This window comes from Paraburkholderia fungorum (assembly GCF_902833645.1).
Lineage (GTDB): Bacteria > Pseudomonadota > Gammaproteobacteria > Burkholderiales > Burkholderiaceae > Paraburkholderia > Paraburkholderia fungorum.
Map to the genome: position 1 here is coordinate 86218 of NZ_CADFGE010000017.1, position 17363 is coordinate 103580.

At 61.4% G+C, this 17363-nt stretch carries 18 protein-coding genes; 14 read left to right on the plus strand and 4 right to left on the minus strand.

The annotated features are described in order from the left end of the window. Nucleotides 1–244: 244 nt before the first annotated feature. Entirely contained in the window at nucleotides 245–2035 is a 1791-nt protein-coding gene (gene lpdA, locus HWX91_RS36460; protein ID WP_028199483.1) for a dihydrolipoyl dehydrogenase, read from the plus strand. 316 nt (nucleotides 2036–2351) lie between these two features. Here lpdA and HWX91_RS36465 read toward each other — a convergent pair whose 3' ends face one another. Further along, complete coding sequence (locus tag HWX91_RS36465; protein WP_028199484.1) at nucleotides 2352–2924, minus strand: phasin family protein; 573 nt, start codon at nucleotides 2922–2924, stop codon at nucleotides 2352–2354. Between the two features lie 803 nt (nucleotides 2925–3727). On the opposite strand from HWX91_RS36465, the gene pbpG reads away from it, so the two are divergent. Further along, nucleotides 3728–4921, plus strand: a complete 1194-nt coding sequence (pbpG, locus tag HWX91_RS36470) for a D-alanyl-D-alanine endopeptidase (protein WP_028199485.1) — start codon at nucleotides 3728–3730, stop codon at nucleotides 4919–4921. A gap of 104 nt (nucleotides 4922–5025) precedes the next feature. On the opposite strand, the gene HWX91_RS36475 is transcribed toward pbpG, so the two are convergent. Continuing rightward, on the minus strand, nucleotides 5026–5826 hold the full coding sequence (locus HWX91_RS36475) for an IclR family transcriptional regulator (protein WP_028199486.1): 801 nt from the start codon (nucleotides 5824–5826) through the stop codon (nucleotides 5026–5028). A gap of 179 nt (nucleotides 5827–6005) precedes the next feature. Between HWX91_RS36475 and HWX91_RS36480 the strand changes: the two genes are divergently transcribed. Further along, on the plus strand, nucleotides 6006–6728 hold the full coding sequence (locus tag HWX91_RS36480) for a (Fe-S)-binding protein (RefSeq protein ID WP_028199487.1): 723 nt from the start codon (nucleotides 6006–6008) through the stop codon (nucleotides 6726–6728). Between the two features lie 94 nt (nucleotides 6729–6822). Beyond that, on the plus strand, nucleotides 6823–8247 hold the full coding sequence (locus tag HWX91_RS36485) for a lactate utilization protein B (protein ID WP_028199488.1): 1425 nt from the start codon (nucleotides 6823–6825) through the stop codon (nucleotides 8245–8247). Nucleotides 8248–8301: 54 nt separating this feature from the next. On the opposite strand, the gene HWX91_RS36490 is transcribed toward HWX91_RS36485, so the two are convergent. Further along, complete coding sequence (locus HWX91_RS36490; protein WP_081833214.1) at nucleotides 8302–8880, minus strand: hypothetical protein; 579 nt, start codon at nucleotides 8878–8880, stop codon at nucleotides 8302–8304. A 268-nt stretch (nucleotides 8881–9148) separates the two neighbouring features. On the opposite strand from HWX91_RS36490, the gene HWX91_RS36495 reads away from it, so the two are divergent. The 10 genes from HWX91_RS36495 (at nucleotide 9149) to iscX (ending at nucleotide 16264) form a co-directional block, all read left to right on the plus strand. Then, nucleotides 9149–9388 carry a hypothetical protein gene (locus HWX91_RS36495; protein WP_028199489.1) on the plus strand — a complete coding sequence of 80 codons (240 nt, stop codon included), beginning with the start codon at nucleotides 9149–9151 and terminating at the stop codon, nucleotides 9386–9388. A 112-nt stretch (nucleotides 9389–9500) separates the two neighbouring features. Next, the gene (locus HWX91_RS36500) at nucleotides 9501–9998 is read left to right on the plus strand and encodes a low molecular weight protein-tyrosine-phosphatase (RefSeq protein WP_028199490.1); all 498 of its coding nucleotides are present in this window, start codon (nucleotides 9501–9503) and stop codon (nucleotides 9996–9998) included. Nucleotides 9999–10138: 140 nt separating this feature from the next. Further along, nucleotides 10139–10669, plus strand: coding sequence for a Fe-S cluster assembly transcriptional regulator IscR (gene iscR / locus HWX91_RS36505; RefSeq protein WP_028199491.1), 531 nt, complete (start codon nucleotides 10139–10141; stop codon nucleotides 10667–10669). A gap of 73 nt (nucleotides 10670–10742) precedes the next feature. After that, on the plus strand, nucleotides 10743–11966 hold the full coding sequence (locus HWX91_RS36510) for an IscS subfamily cysteine desulfurase (RefSeq protein WP_028199492.1): 1224 nt from the start codon (nucleotides 10743–10745) through the stop codon (nucleotides 11964–11966). A 72-nt stretch (nucleotides 11967–12038) separates the two neighbouring features. Further along, on the plus strand, nucleotides 12039–12452 hold the full coding sequence (gene iscU / locus HWX91_RS36515; RefSeq protein WP_028199493.1) for a Fe-S cluster assembly scaffold IscU: 414 nt from the start codon (nucleotides 12039–12041) through the stop codon (nucleotides 12450–12452). A 137-nt stretch (nucleotides 12453–12589) separates the two neighbouring features. Further along, on the plus strand, nucleotides 12590–12913 hold the full coding sequence (gene iscA / locus HWX91_RS36520) for an iron-sulfur cluster assembly protein IscA (protein WP_028199494.1): 324 nt from the start codon (nucleotides 12590–12592) through the stop codon (nucleotides 12911–12913). A gap of 114 nt (nucleotides 12914–13027) precedes the next feature. Continuing rightward, nucleotides 13028–13555 carry a Fe-S protein assembly co-chaperone HscB gene (gene hscB, locus HWX91_RS36525; RefSeq protein WP_028199495.1) on the plus strand — a complete coding sequence of 176 codons (528 nt, stop codon included), beginning with the start codon at nucleotides 13028–13030 and terminating at the stop codon, nucleotides 13553–13555. Nucleotides 13556–13694: 139 nt separating this feature from the next. Further along, on the plus strand, nucleotides 13695–15566 hold the full coding sequence (gene hscA, locus HWX91_RS36530; RefSeq protein ID WP_028199496.1) for a Fe-S protein assembly chaperone HscA: 1872 nt from the start codon (nucleotides 13695–13697) through the stop codon (nucleotides 15564–15566). 143 nt (nucleotides 15567–15709) lie between these two features. Beyond that, nucleotides 15710–16051: an ISC system 2Fe-2S type ferredoxin gene (gene fdx / locus HWX91_RS36535; protein ID WP_028199497.1), complete on the plus strand. Its 342-nt coding sequence runs from the start codon at nucleotides 15710–15712 to the stop codon at nucleotides 16049–16051. Nucleotides 16052–16066: 15 nt separating this feature from the next. Beyond that, nucleotides 16067–16264, plus strand: a complete 198-nt coding sequence (gene iscX / locus HWX91_RS36540) for a Fe-S cluster assembly protein IscX (RefSeq protein ID WP_028199498.1) — start codon at nucleotides 16067–16069, stop codon at nucleotides 16262–16264. Between the two features lie 126 nt (nucleotides 16265–16390). Here the strand turns inward: iscX and HWX91_RS36545 are convergent, their stop codons facing one another. Then, a complete protein-coding gene (locus HWX91_RS36545; RefSeq protein WP_028199499.1) occupies nucleotides 16391–17098 on the minus strand; it encodes a glycine zipper 2TM domain-containing protein in 708 nt (235 codons plus the stop codon). Nucleotides 17099–17363: the final 265 nt, after the last annotated feature.

Here is a 17363-nt window from a genome sequence, read left to right on the forward strand (position 1 = left end):
GCTGGGTTGGTTTTTGTTGGTTATCCGCGTCTCTCTGTAGAACCTGCTTTCTTAGTGGTCTATTAGCGTCGCCCCTGTGCGGGGCGGCACTTACTTTTCTTTGTCTTCCAAAGAAAAGCAAGCAAAAGAAAGGCGCGTCCTTGGGCGGACTGCAAAGGATGTTTCTGTTCGCCGCGCCGCCAGCTTTTGGGCTGCATGTTGCTGGTTCTTCGCTTCATTACGATCAATACGAGAAGGGGACACTATGAGTCTCGTCGAAGTAAAAGTGCCGGATATCGGTGACTTCAAGGACGTCGATGTCATCGAAGTCAATATCAAACCGGGCGATGTCATCGAGAACGAACAGGCGCTGATGACGCTCGAGTCCGATAAGGCCTCCATCGAAGTGCCGAGCGATACCGCCGGTACAGTCAAGGAAGTACGCGTCAAAGCCGGCGACAAAGTCTCGCAAGGCACGATCATCGCGCTCGTCGAAACGTCGGCAGATGCGGGAGCGGCTAAGGCGCCTGAGAAAGCGCCGGCACCGGCGCCCGCACCGGCGCCTGCAGCGCAAGCGCCTGCCGCTGCGCCGAAGGCTGCCGCGCCCGCGCCCGCGCCGCAAGCCGGTAGCTTCTCCGGCAGCGCGGATATCGAGTGCGACATGCTCGTGCTCGGTTCGGGCCCCGGCGGTTATTCGGCCGCGTTCCGCTCGGCCGACCTCGGCATGAAGACGGTGCTCGTCGAACGTTATTCAACGCTCGGCGGCGTCTGTCTGAATGTCGGCTGTATTCCGTCGAAGGCGCTGCTGCACACGGCGCTCGTGATCGACGAAGCCGAAGCGCTCGGCTCGCATGGCATCACGTTCGGTAAGCCGCAAATCGATCTCGACAAGCTGCGCGACTTCAAGTCGGGCGTCGTCAAGAAGCTCACCGGCGGTCTCGCCGGCATGGCCAAGATGCGCAAGGTCGAAGTCGTGACGGGCACCGGTTCGTTCGTCGATCCGTATCACATGGAAGTGCAGACCGAAGGCGGCAAGAAGGTCGTCAAGTTCAAGCAGGCGATCATCGCCGCGGGCTCGGAAGCGGTGAAGCTGCCGTTCATTCCGGAAGATCCGCGTGTGGTCGATTCGACCGGCGCGCTCGAACTGCGTCAGATTCCGCAGCGCATGCTGGTGATCGGCGGCGGCATTATCGGTCTCGAAATGGCGACGGTGTACGCCACGCTCGGCGCGCAGATCGACGTGGTCGAAATGCTCGACGGTCTGATGGCCGGCGCGGATCGGGATCTGGTCAAGGTCTGGGAAAAGTACAACAGCAAGCGTTTTGCGAATGTCATGCTGAAGACCAAGACCACCGGCGCGGAAGCGAAAGACGACGGCATCTACGTGTCGTTCGAAGGCGAAAAGGCCCCGGCCGAAGCGCAGCGCTACGACCTCGTGCTGGTTGCCGTCGGCCGTACGCCGAATGGCAAGAAGATCGGTGCGGACAAGGCGGGTGTGGCGGTCACGGATCGCGGCTTTATCGACGTCGACAAGCAGATGCGCACCAATGTGCCGCACATCTTCGCGATCGGCGATATCGTCGGCCAGCCGATGCTCGCGCACAAAGCCGTGCATGAAGGTCACGTCGCCGCTGAAGCCGCTCATGGCGAAAAGGCCTACTTCGACGCGCTGCAGATTCCGTCGGTGGCCTACACCGATCCGGAAGTCGCATGGGCCGGCAAGACGGAAGACCAGCTGAAAGCCGCAGGCATCAAGTACGGCAAGGCGGTGTTCCCGTGGGCCGCTTCGGGCCGCGCGATCGCCAACGGTCGCGATGAAGGCTTTACCAAGCTGCTGTTCGACGAAGAGACCCATCGCGTGATCGGCGGCGGTATCGTGGGTCTGAATGCCGGCGATCTGATCAGCGAAGTCTGTCTGGCAGTCGAAATGGGTGCGGACGCAACGGATATCGGTAAGACGATTCACCCGCATCCGACACTTGGCGAATCGATCGGCATGGCCGCCGAGTTGTACGAAGGCGTTTGTACCGACCTGCCGCCGCAGAAAAAGAAGTAATGCTATGGGGTCCGCCTGCATGCGGGCGGACCCGATAAGGCGGAGGCAAAAGAAAACGGCGCGCCCTTTGCGGGGCGCGCCGTTTTCTTTTGCAGCAAGCAGCGTTTGCCGTGAAGCGACGCATGAAACATGCGTCGTGCATCTCAGACAACGGGCAAAAAAATCCCGGCTTGGCGCCGGGCAAACGATACGTCATTCAACGTATCGGAGCGTTCGGCCAGATAAAACCGTGTGAGCGGCAACGGCACGACGCTGTTGCTTGCGGTAACGCCGGCTCAACCCTGAGGCTGAGCCGGCGCAATGTGATGCCTGAAACTTAGACTGCCTTCTTTGCCGAGCGCGATGCTTGTGCAGCGGCTTGCGATGCTGCCTTCGATGCGGCCGTTGCGGCTGCATTGAAGTTGCTTTCGGCGATTTCGACAGCTTGCTTGGTTGCCTTGTGGACCGTTTCGTACGTGGTGTTGGCGGCGGTGATAGCCGACTTGATCACGGCGACAGCGGTTTCCGAACCGGCCGGTGCATTCTTCGCAACGTTTTCGACGAGCGACTGGACCTTGCGGTTTTGCTCTTCGAATTGAGCTTCCGCGACGCGGGTGAATTCACCTTGCGTTGCCGAAACGATCTCATACACGTGACGGCCGTACGACAGCGCCTTTTCAGCCACCGGCTGTGCAAGGCTTGCCTGCAGTGCCAGCAGTTCCTGCGCGTCTTTCACCGACAGCGCGCGTTGGGCATTTTCCTGGCTTTCTGCGAGCGTCGATTTCACGACTTGCAGGTTCAGTTCAACCAGCTTCTCGACGCCTTCGAATGCTTTGGTCGTCAGGCCGAACAACGTTTCAAAGTTGGCTTTCTGGGCTGCAGCAAATTGCTCAGGGGTCAGCAGAGTCATGGTTTACGCTCCTGGGTCGCGGCCTGTCTGTGCGGACCGCATTGGGTTAGTGGCAAGACGCTTTAAGATCGTCTCCCCGGACTACGATGTATTGTGCATCGCAGCAATGGTTCCCATTTTAGGATGGTCGCAACGAATGTCAAGCGTTTTTTGTGCGTTGCACAATGTTAATAAATTGCTGATAAAACAATGCGTTATGCAGTAGGCATGACATTCATATGGTGCGGGTTGATTTGTCCGCCGCACCATGCTGGTGCGGGAAGAATCCGCATTTGTTACCGATTCCAGGAGAGATTTTGACCCTTGATGACGCGCTGCATTGGCGAGAACGCAACGCGGGCGTTTGACAAAAAATCCATAACCGTCCATCTCGATGTAAACCAGAAAGTGTCACGGAACGTTAATGCTCTATGCTGGTCGAATGCGCGTTGGCGGTCTGCAGCAGGCGTTTAACAGCCGTCAGCGAGACTCCTGCGATGTCCGGTGGACCGGCACACTGTGCCGGCACGTGGCGCCGGCAAAGCTGTGTACGCTGGCGCTCCGACCGTATTTCCCCTGATCAAGGTTGTCTCGAAATTGCCGTTATGCTGAAAGGATCGTCTCGATTCCGGCATCTGGCGGCAAAGGCGAGGCGCGACGCGTTGACGATCGTTTTTTTCGATCGAAACGCGGCACTTATTTGTGTTTTTGCGATCGGAGCTTACAAGCCGGTTTAAGGAGCGCGTATAAGTGCTTCAAATTGCTAATTTTTCGTTGTTTTACTACACTTGCGGAAACCTCTTGCCGCTCCCTACCGAACATCCATGAAAACCGACATGTTTTCGTCGCTAAAAGTGATCCACGGCGCGGCCCGTAGCACCGCTCTGTCGGTGGCCGCCTCCATGGTCATCGCGGCGGCGTTCGCCACGCCCGTCAGCACTTTTGCCGCCACGCCCGCTACACCCGCCACCAAGGCGAAAACTTCCAAACACGCGAAAGCAGCCAAAAAGCCTGCCGTGGCCACTGCCAGCAAGGTGTCAGGCAAGAAGGCCGTGAACGGCGCTGCCGCGAAGACCGTGGCCGCCGCGGGCGACGATGCTCCGCGCGCGAGTGTCAAGCGCAAGCGCGTGACGTACACGTCGAACGGCCGCCACCATTCGGTGGTGCGTCGCGTCGCGTACGAACCGCGTCCGCCTACCGTCGGCCAGGCTTTCGGTCTGCACGAAACGCCGGACGCGCTGATGCTGCGCTCAAGCGTTGCCTACGTGGTCGACCAGAATAGCGGCGAGTCGCTGTTCGACAAGAATTCGCGCGCCGTGGTGCCGATCGCATCGATCACCAAGCTGATGACCGCGATGGTGGTGCTCGATTCGAAAGAGCCGATGACCGACCAGATCGAAGTCACCGACGAAGACCGCGACTACGAGAAGAACACCGGCTCGCGTCTGTCAGTGGGTTCGGTACTCTCGCGTGAAGACATGCTGCACATCGCGCTGATGGCTTCGGAAAACCGCGCGGCCGCTGCGCTGTCGCGTTATTTCCCGGGCGGCCGTCCGGCCTTCCTCGCGGCAATGAATGCGAAGGCCAAGCAACTCGGCATGACCGACACGCACTTCGAGAACCCCACGGGTTTGACGAGCCAGAACGTGTCGAGCGCACGCGACCTCGTGAAGATGGTCAACGCGGCGTATCAATATCCGCTGATCCGCAAGTTCTCGACCGATCATAGCTACGAGGTCTACACGGGCAAGCGTTCGCTGGCGTACAACAGCACCAATGCATTGGTGCGCAACCCGACGTGGGACATCGGCCTGCAAAAGACCGGTTTCATCAACGAAGCGGGCGAGTGCCTCGTGATGCAGGCGACCATTCACGGCCGTCCGATGATCATGGTGTTGCTCGACTCGTCGGGTAAGTATTCGCGCTTTGCGGACGCGACGCGTCTGCGCACGTGGCTCGACAACGGTGGCGATCAGCCACGCATCACCAGTGCGGATGCCGGCGGCGCGGGTACCTGAAGCCGCTTACATCTTCTGGCAGCCGGTTTTCGAACCGGCTAGAAAAAAAGCCTCGCATTCGCGAGGCTTTTTTATTGAACCGCAGGAGCGCCACAACCGCACGCTTATGCGTGCTGTGGACGCTCCTGCTGTATCTGCGGGCGATAACCGAGCGACGCGGAAATCAGCAACGCCGTCTGGCTGAGTTGTGCCAGCCACGAATCCTGTAAGCGATCCGCCGGGGCGGACAGCGACAGGCCGGCAACCAGCTTGCCGGTGTCGTCGTAAATCCCCGCTGCGATACAGCGCACGCCCAGCTCCAGTTCTTCGTTATCGCGCGCACACGCCTGTTGACGCACGTGCGACAGTTCGCGTTCGAGTTTGGTCAGATCGGTGATGCTGTTCTGCGTATGGCCGGACAGGCCGGTACGCGTGGCATAAGCCCGCACGCGGGTCGATTCGTCCGCAGCGAGGAACAGCTTGCCCACCGAGGTCAGATGCAGCGGCGCGCGACCGCCGATCGCCCGTACCACCTGCATGCCGGAGCGCTCGGAGTAGGCCCGTTCTATATAGACGATTTCGTCGCCCTGGCGCACCGACAGGTTCACCGTCTGCCCGGTTTGGCGGTGCAGTTCGCGCATCGGCGTGAGCGCCGCGTCGCGTACCGAGAGCCGCGCCTTCACCAGGTTGCCCAGTTCGAGCAGGCGCATGCCGAGGCGGTAGGTGCCGGGGTCCGACCGGTCGACCAGCCGGCACATCACCATGTCGTTCAGGATGCGGTGCGCGGTGGACGGATGCAGCTCCGTACGGATGGCAAGTTCTTTCAGGCTGACCGGGTCGCTATGCGCAGCAAGAGCATCGAGCAAGCGCATCATGCGTTCGATCACCTGGATCGACGTTTTGGGATCCGGGTTCGTATCGCTCATGGGAGGAATCGGTTGACGCGTCAAACAGCGGAAATTGATTGTATCCCGTATTGTGAAAAGAAGGAAAGCGGTTGGAAGCGCTATTCCAATTTAACGTGGCATTCGTCCTATGCCTTCCGGCCGTTGGTATTGTGCGCTAAACAGCGGATAATCAGGGACGTTTTCCCGAAGGAGGGCTCATGCGAGTCGGATTGTTCGTCACCTGCCTGATTGACCTGATGCGTCCGGAGATCGGTTTTTCGGTCATCAAGCTGATCGAAGGCGCCGGTTTCGAGGTGATGGTGCCGCCTGCGCAAACCTGCTGTGGGCAGCCTGCATACAACTCGGGTGAGCGGCGCATCGCACGCGATCTGGCCGAGAAGACCATGCGCGAGTTCGAACAATTCGACTACATCGTGGTGCCCTCCGGCTCCTGCGGCGGCATGATCCGTGTGCATTACGGCGATCTGTTCGCGGACGATCCCGAGTTGATGAACCGCTTTGGCCGCTTGCGGGCCAAGGTGTTCGAGCTGACCGATTTCCTCGTCAATGTGGCTAGGGTGCAATTGCAGCCAGGCGAGTTCTCGGGCCATGTGACTTATCACGATTCCTGTTCGGGGCTGCGCGAACTCGGCGTCAAGGCGCAGCCGCGCGCGTTGCTGGCGCAGGTGGGCGTGGCGGTGACCGAAATGAAGGATTGCGAGCACTGTTGCGGCTTTGGTGGCACCTTCGCAATCAAGTACGGCGACATCTCGACCGCGATCGTCGACGAGAAATGCGCGAATATCGGTGCGAGCGGCGCCGGCACGGTGGTGCTCGGCGACCTCGGCTGCATGCTCAATATTGAAGGCCGCCTGCGGCGCACGGGCGACACCACCACCCGCGTGCTGCACATCGCCCAGGTGCTGGCGGGCGACGCGTAAGAAGCGTCGCGGCGCCCCAGTACGCGCTTGATTCGAGACACGCCATTTCAGGCGCGTCATTCGCGCACCCCAGTCGAATTCGCTCAAGGCTGCCATGCAAGTCCAATCGATGCATTTCAAGGCCCGCGCGGGCCAAAAACTCGCCGACCAGCGTTTGCAGCAGAACCTCAGCAAGCTGTCGACCAAGTTCGTGTCGGCGCGCGCCGCGTCCATGACCGCGATCGATTTTTCCGCCACCCGTGCCGCGCTCAAGGAGCGCCGCAATCGCGCGCTGGAAAATCTCGATGTCTGGCTCGAGACCTTCGAACGCGAAGCGGCCCGGCGCGGCGTAACGGTGTTGTTCGCCGAGACGACGCAGGAGGCCGCGCGCCTCGTCGGCGATATTGCGCGCCGGCACGAGGTGAAGAAGGTGATCAAGACCAAGTCGATGGTCACCGAGGAAATGCGCCTGAACGAGGTGTTGGGGCAGATGGGCGTGCAGTCGATCGAAACCGATCTGGGCGAATACATTCTGCAGATCAACGACAACGAGCCTCCCAGCCACATCATTGCGCCGGTCGTCCATAAAGATAAGGACGAGATCGCCGATCTTTTCGCGAAAACGCACGACCGGCCGCGCCTGACCGAGATCACGGACATGACCCGCGAAGCGCGCGAGATGCTGCGCCCGCACTTCATGAGCGCGGATATGGGCGTAACAGGTGGCAACTTCGTAGTGGCCGAGACGGGTTCGGTCGTGCTGGTCACGAACGAGGGCAACGAAGGCATGTGCACGGTGATGCCGCGCGTGCATGTGGCCGTGACCGGCATCGAGAAAGTGTTGCCAACGCTGGAAGATCTGGCGACGGCGATGCGCCTCTTGCCGCGTTCGGCCACCGGCCAGGCAAGCTCGAATTATTTTTCATTGCTGACCGGGCCGCGTGGCGCGGGCGATCAGGACGGTCCCGAGCATATGTACGTGGTGCTGGTCGACGGCGGCCGCACGGGGCTGATCGGCGGCGATTTCCAGGACATGCTCCGCTGTATCCGCTGCGGCGCCTGCATGAACCACTGCCCGGTGTATCAGAAGGTGGGTGGTCATGCCTACGGTTGGGTTTATCCGGGGCCGATGGGCTCGGTGTTGACGCCGAGCTACGTCGGGATCGACAAGGCGCTGGATCTGCCTCAGGCGGCAACGTTGTGCGGTGAATGCAACAGCGTATGTCCGGTGGGCATTCCCTTGTCCGATTTGCTGCGCAAGCTGCGCAAGCTGCGCGAGAAGCAGGTCGAGCGCCGGCTGCGACCGTGGCGCGAGCGGCTAGGGTTTGCCGTGTGGGGTTTCCTCGCGCTGCACCCGGATGCTTATGCGCTTCTCACCAAGCTGGCGGTTCGTGTGCTGGAACAAATGGGCGGCCGGAATCGTTCGATCGCCAAACTGCCGTTGGGTGGTGCGGGTTGGACCAATACGCGCGACATGCCGGCGCCGGTTGGCCGTACCTTCAGAGAACTTTACGCCGCACAACGCAGCCATATTGGCTGAGCGGGCAAGGCGTGCGGCTGGATTGCGCCAACGCCTGCCCGCCGCGTTGCCGGGTCAGTGGTCCGACATGCCGGGCTGGCGGCCGTAAGAACCTCTAGCCGAGGCATTGCCGCCGTTGCCGCGCCCGCCGCCATTACCTCCGTTACCTGCCTGCTGGGGTGGAGGCGACGGCGGACTGCCTGCGCCGGGGCGTGGCGCATTCGACCCGCTCGGTCCTCTCGGACCACCCACGGCGCCTTGAGGCGGCGGCCCCCCGCGTGGACCGGCGCCATTTGGCTGACCATGCCAGCCGCCGTTATCGCCGCGATTTCCGCTGTTTCCATAGTTGCCGTTATTCGGCCGGCCCCGATCCGGATAACCCGGGTAGCCCCGATATCCGGGTCCTGGCCCCGGTCCGTAATAGCGGCCCGGTCCGTCGTAGTAACCCGGCCCTGAGTAATTGCCGTAGCCCATGTAGACACTGGTTTGCGGCACAACCGGCACACCCGTGGCGTAGCCGTCGTAACTGCCATAGTCGTTGTAGCCGCCGCCATAGCCGTTGCCGTTCATGGCTGTGCCGTCAGGATAGACGGCACAGCCGCCTAGCAATGCGGCAGCGACGGCCAGACCTGCGAGTGGAGCAATAGGTTTCATTTGGACGACCAGTGCGAAGTTTTCATTTCCGTAAGACAGCTATTATCGCCAACCGTCGCACTAGCTTTGTATGCGTTTGTAAGGACTTCTCTTTTACGCCACGACGTACGTCAACGTTGTGCACGGCAAGCCGGTCAACGGACTGTTCCATCCAGCGCAACGCTGTATCTCGTCCCTATGGGTTTTTCCCGATTGTGAATTCCTATAGCATTTCGACTGGGCATAGTGCGTCACGAGCGTACGAGCCCCAATCGGAGAAACAAACATCATGAAAAAGATAATATCGGTGTACTGGCCCCTCGCCATCGTTGTGCCGCTTGCTGCGGCAGCCTATCTGCACATTTGCGGCAATGAGGCTATGCGTTCGTCGCAAGCGCCGCTCGCGGCCGATCAACTGACCGCGGAACTGGCTCGTGCCGTCTCGTACGGCATGGTCGACAGCACGGCGACGCTGCCGGCCAAACCCATGCGCGCCGTCACGGCAATGCCGCTAGCTGAAGCGTCTTAAGTCTCAAGTAACCAGGCGGCCGCCTTCCGGCGCGATTCGGCGCGGCTTTGTATAATCGCGCCACCGTTTCTTAACCGTCGATCCGCGGGCGTTCAGCGTCCGAAAGCCTCTGATGAAAACCGTGTCCATCTGCTTTGTCTGCCTGGGGAACATTTGCCGTTCGCCAACCGCGGAAGGCGTGATGCGCCGTTTGGTCGAGGAGGCGAAGCTTGCGGAGCAGATTCTGATCGATTCCGCCGGCACGGGTGACTGGCACATCGGCCAGCCGCCGGACGAGCGCGCGCAAGCCGCCGCCGGCCGGCGCGGTTATCAGCTTGCTGCGTTGCGCGGGCGTCAGATTGCGGCAGCCGACTTCGAGCGCTTCGATCTGTTGATCGCGATGGATGACAAAAACGTCGCCGCGCTGCGCCAAGTTTGTCCGGCGCAGCAGCGCGACAAAATCCGCCTGCTGATGGAGTTCGTGCCAGAAGCGGACGGCCGCTGGTCCGGCGCGCGAGAAGTGGCCGACCCCTATTTCGGCGGCGCCGAGGGCTTCGAGCAGGTGCTGGATCAATGCGAAGCGGCCTGCCGTGGGTTGATCGCAGCGTTGCGGCCCCAACTGATTGCATAAGTCTGCTGGTGGCCGGCATGCGTCGGCTGCGCAATCCAGCAATTAAGCAAATGACCCAATTTGCGATAGGGATACTTGACTAATTCACTCATGTATTTATACTTGACCAAACTTGTCGAGAATTGCGGTTCCCACACCATATGAGACTCACCACGAAAGGCCGTTTCGCCGTCACGGCGATGATTGACCTGGCACTGCGCCAGGAGCAGGGCCCGGTGACGCTTGCGGGTATCAGCCAGCGCCAACATATCTCCCTGTCTTATCTCGAGCAGCTGTTTGGCAAGCTGCGTCGTCACGAAATCGTCGAATCCGTGCGCGGACCCGGCGGCGGCTACAATCTGGCCCGCCGCGCTGAAGACGTGACCGTCGCCGACATCATCATTGCTGTCGATGAGCCGCTCGACGCCACCCAGTGCGGCGGCAAGGGCTCGTGCGAGGGTACCAAGCAGCACGACGGCCATTGCATGACGCACGAATTGTGGTCGACGCTGAACCAGAAAATGGTCGAGTACCTGGATTCGGTTTCCCTGAAAGATCTGGTCGATCAGCAGCGTTCGCGCGAAGGTGCGCCGGCGGTGTTGCGTGATCGCCGCAATGAGGCGCCGGCGGTCGAACCTGCTCGCGTCGTGCCGAAAGGGCCTAATTCAGTTTTCAACATGGCCGGTTCCTAGGCGCGGCAGCTAAGCACACCGCAGCCTGATCAGAAACCCAGAAGCCAGAGCAATGACGTCCCCGGAGCAATTGATGAATAACGACACTCTCCACCTGCCCATTTACATGGACTACAGCGCGACGACGCCGATCGATCCGCGCGTGGTGGACAAGATGATTCCGTACCTGCGCGAGCAGTTCGGCAACCCCGCGTCGCGCAGCCACCAATATGGGTGGGACGCGGAACGTGCGGTCGAGGAAGCGCGCGAGAACGTCGCCGCACTGGTGAATGCCGACCCGCGCGAAATTATCTGGACCTCGGGCGCAACGGAGTCGGACAACCTCGCGATCAAGGGTGCGGCGCACTTCTACAAGAGCAAGGGCAAGCACATCATCACGGTGAAGACCGAGCACAAGGCCGTGCTCGATACCTGCCGCGAACTCGAGCGCGAAGGCTTCGAAGTTACGTATCTGGATGTCAAGGAAGACGGTCTGATCGACCTCGAGAAGTTCAAGGCCGCTTTGCGCCCGGACACGATTCTGGTGTCGGTCATGTCGGTCAACAACGAGATCGGCGTGATCCAGGACATCGAGGCAATCGGCGAGATTACCCGGGAAAAGGGCATTGTTTTCCACGTCGACGCGGCGCAAGCCACCGGCAAGATCGAGATCGATCTGCAAAAGCTGAAGGTCGACCTGATGTCGTTCTCGGCGCACAAGACGTATGGTCCGAAGGGCATCGGCGCGCTGTACGTGCGTCGCAAGCCGCGTATCCGCATCGAAGCGCAAATGCACGGCGGCGGTCACGAGCGCGGTATGCGTTCGGGCACGCTGGCTACGCACCAGATCGTCGGTATGGGCGAAGCGTTCCGTATCGCACGTGAAGAAATGGCGACGGAAAACGAGCGTATCCGCATGTTGCGCGACCGTTTGCTGCGCGGCCTGTCGGAGATGGAAGAAACGTATGTGAACGGCGACATGGAAAAGCGTGTCCCGCACAACCTGAACATCAGCTTCAATTTCGTCGAAGGCGAATCGCTGATCATGGCGGTGAAGGACGTGGCGGTGTCGTCGGGTTCGGCTTGCACGTCGGCTTCGCTGGAGCCGTCGTACGTGCTGCGCGCACTCGGCCGCAACGACGAGCTGGCGCATAGCTCGATTCGTTTCACGGTGGGCCGCTTCACGACCGAGCAGGACGTCGATTACGTGATCAACCTGCTGAAGACCAAGATTTCGAAGCTGCGCGATTTGTCGCCGCTGTGGGAAATGCACAAGGACGGGATCGATATTTCGACGATCCAATGGGCAGCGCACTGACGCGCCAGTTCGGACAACGTCGAATTTATCGAATTGCAATTTGCAGGTTGAAACGGATCAAGGAGTGTAATCATGGCTTATAGCGACAAGGTTCTGGACCACTACGAAAACCCGCGCAACGTCGGTTCCTTCGCGAAGGACGACGATGCAGTCGGTACCGGCATGGTCGGCGCGCCGGCATGCGGCGACGTGATGAAGCTGCAGATTCGCGTGGGCGCGGACGGCATCATCGAAGACGCGAAGTTCAAGACGTACGGCTGCGGTTCAGCAATCGCATCGAGCTCGCTCGTCACCGAATGGGTGAAGGGCAAGACGCTCGATCAGGCAATGTCGATCAAGAACACGCAGATCGCCGAAGAACTGGCGCTGCCGCCGGTAAAGATCCACTGCTCGATCCTCGCGGAAGACGCGATCAAGGCAGCGGTCGCCGATTACAAGCAGCGTCACGGCGAAGCGGTCGTCGAAGGCGACAAGCAACACGCGTAAGCGTGTTGGAGTGAATCGAAGCGGGCGGTGCGGCTAGCAGTGCACGGCCCGGCATGAGCGATATTTGATGCAGGCAGGGTAGCAGCGCGGAAGTAGTCACAAGAGTGACGAACACGCGCCGCGCAATGAGAAACGCTATGGCAATTACGTTGACCGAAAAGGCAGCACAGCACGTCCAGAAGTATCTGACTCGCCGCGGCAAGGGTGTCGGGCTGCGCGTAGGCGTGCGCACGACCGGCTGCTCGGGTTTGGCCTACAAGCTCGAGTACGTGGATGAACTCGCGCCCGAAGACGAAGTGTTCGACTGCAACGGCGTGAAGATCATTGTCGACCCGAAGAGCCTCGCTTACATCGACGGCACCGAACTCGACTTCGCACGCGAAGGGTTGAACGAAGGCTTCAAGTTCAACAACCCGAACGTGAAGGACGAGTGCGGCTGCGGCGAATCGTTCCGCGTGTAGATCGGTTCACTCCGCGTGCAGCGGATCAAAGGCGGCGCGTGCCGCCTTTTTAGTTTTATCCGCGTGTTTAGCCTGCACTCCGGTGCGCTTTCCTGAACGGACTCCTTTTATCTGATGGCATCGCTGAACGACAGCCACTTCGACCTGTTCGATCTGCCGGCGCAATTCGCGCTCGACGCAGCGGCACTCGATCACGCCTACCGCACGGTGCAGGCACAGGTGCATCCGGACCGCTTCGCGGCGGCCGGCGACGCCCAGAAGCGGATCGCAATGCAATGGGCGACGCGCACCAACGAGGCCTATCAGACGCTGCGCGATCCGTTGAAGCGCGCGACCTATCTGCTGCACCTGCGCGGCATCGACGTCGGCGCGGAGAACAACACGGCGATGGAGCCGGCGTTCCTGATGCAGCAGATGGAGTGGCGCGAAGGTATCGAAGACGCGGCCGCGGCGAAAAACGTCGACGCGCTCGATGCGTTGCTGACCGAACTGCGCGACGAAGAGCGCATGCGCTTTGACAAGCTCGGCGCGCTGCTCGACAGCGGTGCGAATCAGGCGGCGGGCGAGGCGGTGCGGCAGTTGATGTTCATCGAGCGGGTGGCGTCGGAAATCGGTACGCAGATCGAGCGGCTCGAAAATTAGCGCTGCAGCGTCGCGCATGAATACGCAGCCAAAGCAGACGTAGCAAACGCATTTAGCAACGCATCAAGCAACGCTTCAAGCAACGCATCCAGCAACGCGAAAATTCAGGACGGGGCCAAGCAGCTCCGAGAAGATCCAGATGGCCTTACTGCAAATCTCCGAACCCGGCATGGCGCCGGCGCCCCATCAGCGGCGCCTCGCGGTCGGCATCGATCTCGGCACCACCAATTCCCTCGTCGCCGCCGTGCGCAGCGGCGTGCCCGACGTGCTGCCCGACGAAGACGGCCACGTACTGCTGCCCTCGGTGGTGCGTTACCTGGAAAAGGGCGGCCGCCGTATCGGCCGCAAGGCCAAGGCTGAAGCCGCCACCGATCCGCGCAACACGATCGTGTCGGTCAAGCGCTTCATGGGCCGCGGCAAGGCGGAAGTGGAGGGCGCCGAAAATGCGCCCTACGATTTCGTCGACGCGCCCGGCATGGTGCAGATCCGCACCGTCGACGGCGTGAAGAGCCCGGTCGAAGTGTCGGCGGAAATTCTCGCGACGCTGCGCCAGCGTGCCGAAGACACGCTGGGCGACGAACTGGTCGGCGCGGTGATCACCGTGCCCGCGTATTTCGACGAAGCTCAGCGCCAGGCGACCAAAGATGCCGCGCGTCTGGCCGGCCTGAACGTGCTGCGTCTGTTGAACGAGCCGACCGCGGCCGCGATCGCCTACGGCCTCGATAACGGCTCCGAAGGCCTCTACGCGGTCTACGACCTCGGCGGCGGCACCTTCGATCTGTCGATCCTGAAGCTCACCAAGGGTGTCTTCGAAGTGCTCGCGGCGGGCGGCGATTCCGCGCTCGGCGGCGACGATTTCGACCACGCCCTGTATCGCCACGTGCTGGAACAGGCGGGCATTGCGCCGCAAACGCTCGCGCCTGAAGACGTCCGCCTGTTGCTCGACACAGTACGCGTGACCAAGGAGGCTTTGTCGGATGCGCCGGATGCAAAGGTACAGGCCACGCTCTCGAACGGCACCCAGATCGATCTGACGGTCGACGAGGCCACTTTCGAGGCGATTACTCAGGCGCTGGTTCAACGCACGCTGGGACCCACGAAGAAAGCGCTGCGCGATGCCAAGGTGACGACCCAAGAGGTCAAGGGCGTGGTGCTGGTGGGCGGTGCGACGCGCATGCCGGTGATTCGCCGCGCGGTCGAGTCGTTCTTCGGCCAGCCGCCGCTCGTCAATCTGGACCCGGATCAGGTCGTCGCGCTCGGCGCGGCGATCCAGGCCGATCTGCTCGCGGGCAATCGCGGCGCCGATGGCGACGACTGGCTGTTGCTCGACGTGATTCCGCTGTCGCTCGGCGTCGAAACCATGGGCGGTTTGACGGAGAAAATCATCCCGCGCAATTCGACCATTCCGGTCGCCCGCGCGCAGGATTTCACGACCTTCAAGGACGGCCAGACGGCGATGGCGATCCATGTCGTGCAAGGCGAGCGCGAGCTCGTCAGCGATTGCCGTTCGCTCGCGCGTTTCGAGCTGCGCGGCATTCCGCCGATGGCGGCCGGCGCGGCGCGGATTCGCGTCACGTATCAGGTCGACGCGGACGGTTTGCTGTCGGTATTCGCGCGCGAGCAGGGCTCCGGCGTGGAAGCGTCCGTGGTGGTCAAGCCGTCCTACGGTCTGGCCGACGACGACGTCGCGAGGATGCTCGAGGAAAGCTTTTCGACCGCTGAAGTCGACATGCGCGCGCGCGCCTTGCGTGAAGCGCAAGTCGAAGCGCGCCGTCTGGTGGAAGCAACCGACGCGGCGCTCGCCGCCGACGCCGAATTGCTCGACGACAGCGAACGCGCCGAACTCGACGCGCTGCTCACCGCGTTGCGCAACATCGCTGAAAGCGACGACGCCGACGCGATCGAAACCGCGACAAAAACGCTCGCCGAAGGCACCGACGAATTCGCTGCCCGCCGCATGAACAAGGGCATTCGCCGCGCGCTGGCCGGCCGCAAGCTCGACGAGATCTGAGCGCCTTGCGGCGTGTGTCGCGCGATGCGCGGCCCGCCGGCAATGAACCGCGCCGCGTGGACTTAAAAAGTCCGTGCAGCGTCAGTAAAATGGTACGGAGCCTTGTTTGCGGCCGCCGTGCCGCAGACCCAAACGGAAAATGTATGCCTCAAATCGTTGTGCTGCCCCACGTCGAACTGTGCCCGGAAGGCGCGGTGATCGATGCCGTGCCCGGCAAGAGCATCTGCGACAATCTGCTCGATAACGGCATCGAAATCGAGCACGCCTGCGAGAAGTCCTGCGCGTGCACGACTTGCCACGTGATCGTGCGTGAGGGTTTCGCCGCCTTGACGCCATCCGAGGAAGACGAGGACGATCTGCTGGACAAGGCGTGGGGGCTCGAACCGGCGTCACGCCTGTCGTGCCAGGCCATGGTGCCGGCTGAGCAGGATCTGGTCGTCGAAATCCCGCGTTACTCGATCAATCACGCGAAGGAAAATCACTAACTGGAGGATGCAGCCATGAAGTGGACCGATACGCAAGACATCGCGATGGCCCTGACTGACAAGCACCAGGGCATAGACCCGCAACAGGTGCGCTTCACTGATTTGCACCGCTGGGTTACCGAGCTGGAGGGTTTCGACGACGACCCTAACCGGTCGAACGAAAAGATCCTGGAAGCGATTCAGGCTGCATGGATTGAAGACGCGGATTACTGAGCACGGGGCTGGGTTTTCCGCGGGCGGCGGGGCGCGATTGATTCTGCTCCGGCTGCGGCAAAGAAAAAGGCGATTCCATTGGCATCGCCTTTTTTAACGCCTGGAGAATCTTCAGGCTGTCAGCGGTCAGCTTGCTACGAGCGTGCCGTTTTCGACCCGCACACGCTGGCCTTGCTGGAACGGCGGCGCTTCGTGATACGTGAAGTAGCGCGTCTTGCCGTTTTCCATCCGCACTCGCACTGAATAGGACGTCGTGCTGCGGATGTGTTTTTCAACCGAGTTACCGGCCAGGCCACCGCCGAGGGCGCCCAGCACCGTCATCGCGGTACGGCCGTTGCCACTGCCGAACTGGTTGCCGACTACGCCGCCGGCCACCGCGCCGCCGACTGCGCCGATACCCGTGCCATGGCCTTCCTGACGTACCGCCGAGATGCCCTCGACCGTGCCGCAGGTCGAGCAGTAGGCCGGTTGCGACGGCTGTTGCTGGGCGTACTGCGGTGCCGGCTGAGCTTGTTGTTGCTGAGCGTACTGTTGCTGCGTCGGCGCCGGGGCGCGTTGCGGCGCCTGCTGCGCTGCCTGTTGTGCTGCGGCCTGCGCGGCCACCTGTTGAGCGGCCGTGTTTGCCGGCGCAGCCGAATCGACCACGCCCGGCTGGGTGGCCACTTGCGCCGCCTGGGTTTGATCCGTTTGCGCGCTGGTGCTCGACGCTTTCGGGAACAAGCCCGTGACGGCCGCGGTCGCGGCCAGACTGGCGATGATCACCGCACCGGCAGCGGTGGCGACGAGCGGGTGAAGACGACGTTGTTGCGTGGATTTGGTATCTGGATTATCCATATTGGCCTCCGTCTGGAGCAGAGTCGACTGTTATTGAGACTTAGTGTCGGGCAAATCGATCCCCGGAGGGTTTCAATTTGTAACGATTTCCGGGCAATCATCGCGTCCCGTACGCGTCAAAGTCCGCCCAGTACGGCGGCGTGCCTGATTTCTTGCGGGTCCGCGGGAGGCTGGAAAAGCGGCGGACTGGTAGAGCATACGCACCTTTTACCGACGGTTACAAACTGTCAGGTTACGGCCCTACGTTTTTTCGCAGCTGCAATAA

Coding starts and splice junctions, on each gene's coding strand:
- lpdA (WP_028199483.1), top strand. CDS start 245: ATGAGTCTCGTCGAAGTAAAAGTGCCGGATATCGGTGACTTCAAGGAC.
- HWX91_RS36465 (WP_028199484.1), bottom strand. CDS start 2,924: ATGACTCTGCTGACCCCTGAGCAATTTGCTGCAGCCCAGAAAGCCAAC.
- pbpG (WP_028199485.1), top strand. CDS start 3,728: ATGAAAACCGACATGTTTTCGTCGCTAAAAGTGATCCACGGCGCGGCC.
- HWX91_RS36475 (WP_028199486.1), bottom strand. CDS start 5,826: ATGAGCGATACGAACCCGGATCCCAAAACGTCGATCCAGGTGATCGAA.
- HWX91_RS36480 (WP_028199487.1), top strand. CDS start 6,006: ATGCGAGTCGGATTGTTCGTCACCTGCCTGATTGACCTGATGCGTCCG.
- HWX91_RS36485 (WP_028199488.1), top strand. CDS start 6,823: ATGCAAGTCCAATCGATGCATTTCAAGGCCCGCGCGGGCCAAAAACTC.
- HWX91_RS36490 (WP_081833214.1), bottom strand. CDS start 8,880: ATGAAACCTATTGCTCCACTCGCAGGTCTGGCCGTCGCTGCCGCATTG.
- HWX91_RS36495 (WP_028199489.1), top strand. CDS start 9,149: ATGAAAAAGATAATATCGGTGTACTGGCCCCTCGCCATCGTTGTGCCG.
- HWX91_RS36500 (WP_028199490.1), top strand. CDS start 9,501: ATGAAAACCGTGTCCATCTGCTTTGTCTGCCTGGGGAACATTTGCCGT.
- iscR (WP_028199491.1), top strand. CDS start 10,139: ATGAGACTCACCACGAAAGGCCGTTTCGCCGTCACGGCGATGATTGAC.
- HWX91_RS36510 (WP_028199492.1), top strand. CDS start 10,743: ATGAATAACGACACTCTCCACCTGCCCATTTACATGGACTACAGCGCG.
- iscU (WP_028199493.1), top strand. CDS start 12,039: ATGGCTTATAGCGACAAGGTTCTGGACCACTACGAAAACCCGCGCAAC.
- iscA (WP_028199494.1), top strand. CDS start 12,590: ATGGCAATTACGTTGACCGAAAAGGCAGCACAGCACGTCCAGAAGTAT.
- hscB (WP_028199495.1), top strand. CDS start 13,028: ATGGCATCGCTGAACGACAGCCACTTCGACCTGTTCGATCTGCCGGCG.
- hscA (WP_028199496.1), top strand. CDS start 13,695: ATGGCCTTACTGCAAATCTCCGAACCCGGCATGGCGCCGGCGCCCCAT.
- fdx (WP_028199497.1), top strand. CDS start 15,710: ATGCCTCAAATCGTTGTGCTGCCCCACGTCGAACTGTGCCCGGAAGGC.
- iscX (WP_028199498.1), top strand. CDS start 16,067: ATGAAGTGGACCGATACGCAAGACATCGCGATGGCCCTGACTGACAAG.
- HWX91_RS36545 (WP_028199499.1), bottom strand. CDS start 17,098: ATGGATAATCCAGATACCAAATCCACGCAACAACGTCGTCTTCACCCG.